The organism is Pseudoalteromonas sp. L23, assembly GCF_021728455.1.
Classification (GTDB): Bacteria; Pseudomonadota; Gammaproteobacteria; order Enterobacterales; family Alteromonadaceae; genus Pseudoalteromonas.
Genome location: NZ_JAKKCW010000051.1, coordinates 1 through 1,604, shown reverse-complemented (window position 1 = coordinate 1,604; position 1,604 = coordinate 1). Strand labels below are relative to the sequence as shown.

General features: G+C 45.3%; 1 protein-coding gene. It reads right to left on the bottom strand.

What is annotated here, in order from left to right:
- Positions 1–180: 180 nt before the first annotated feature.
- A complete protein-coding gene (locus L3V43_RS23630) occupies positions 181–1,527 on the bottom strand; it encodes an IS1182 family transposase (protein ID WP_237117548.1) in 1,347 nt (448 codons plus the stop codon).
- Positions 1,528–1,604 lie beyond the last annotated feature (77 nt).

Sequence of the window (1,604 nt, the reverse complement as noted above, 5' to 3'; positions counted from 1 at the left end):
TTCAGATTGATGATAAACCCCGCTTTTTTAAGCGGGGTTTATTTTTCCCAGTTGTTGGAGCAGTTTTCTCTGCCGTAAGTTTCAGCGCTGTTTTTTTGTGTTGGCTAGGCTAATTATTGTGATTTGGTGTGTCCAAGGTCGTTTTGAGGGCTTTTAGGGGGGAGTTTTCGAGGTTTTTTGCTAGTGTGCAGCCATTAGCGCCATTTTCTTCATATTTTGACACGCCGCTGCTAACAAGCACTGCGCGGTCACTTTTGACAGACCTCTATATCGGCAGTAGCGATGGCCATGATGTTGTTTCGCATCAGCGAAGCTTCTTTCCACCGTTTCTGCTCTTCGCCGATAGAGCTTTTTACCCCAGTCACTTAGTCTAATGGTATTCGCGGTTTCTACACTCGATTGCCAGACGTGCCGCGTAATCACTTTGGTATGATTCTTACTGGCCGTGCATTGATTTCTTACCAGGCAGTTTTCACACTTTCTCGGGTCCGAATGATAGTGGCGATACCCTGTTCGGCTTGTTGTTTTGTAGATTAGAGTTTCACCTTGCGGGCACAGGTAAGTATCAGTATCGGCTTGATATTGATACTCACGTTTGGCGAAGTAGCCTTTCTTTTTATTTGGTCTTCGGTATCCCAGCACGCCAACTAATTGCCTTTCTTCCAGATTGTGGCATACCGCGGCGGTAAAATAGCCTGCATCAAGCCCAACCGCGATAGGGTTGAGTGCAAAGGTATCGAGCGCTCTGTCGAGTCGACTGATAATAGGTTGTGAGTCATGGACATTGCCTGCGGTGGCGTGTGTATCAACAATAATGCCGTGTTTACCATCCACAATTCGATGGTCTAGATAGAAGAACCCTTTTGGCTTTTCATCCCGTACCATAAACCCGCTATCTGGGTCGGTGCGACTGACTTTGGTTGGTTTTGTGCAAGGTGTTTCTTCCTTACACTTCAGGGGCTTTTTTCCTTCATCCTCCCGGTCTTGCAGTACCGCTTCGTTCAATTGCTCTACATACACTGAAGGACTGACTTTTAAGTCTTCTATGTCATAGCGCTTTTTATTGGCATTGGCTTTGAGGTGTGTACTGTCAGCAAATAAGCTATAGCCACCTATGAGTTTTTGCTTCATCGCTTGGCGGACAATGTTATCAAAGATGGATTGATAAATGTTGCTGTCTTTAAAGCGCTTTATGCGGTTTTGGCTTAGCGTCGAGTGGTGGATGACATCTTCAGTTAGTCCCATACCCAAAAACCAACGATATGCGACATTGACTTGGATTTCCTTAATCAAGCGACGCTCGCTTTGAATGCCAAACAGGTATCCAAGAAATAAAATCTTGAACATTCGCACTGGGTCAACCGCTGGGCGACCATTGTTTTTACAGTAGAGATGGGCGACTTCATCGCGGATGAATTCGAAATCAATCGCAAGGTCAATCAGGCGAACTAAATGGTCTTTTGGAACCAATTGGTCGATAGCGACCATTTCTAGTTCATATTGCTGAGGGGTTTTGTCTTTAAGCATGGTGAACTCCCTAAACTCACTACGCTTATTAGATCAAAGGGCTAGATCTGTGTCCAGCCCTTTTTCAACAGTCTGAA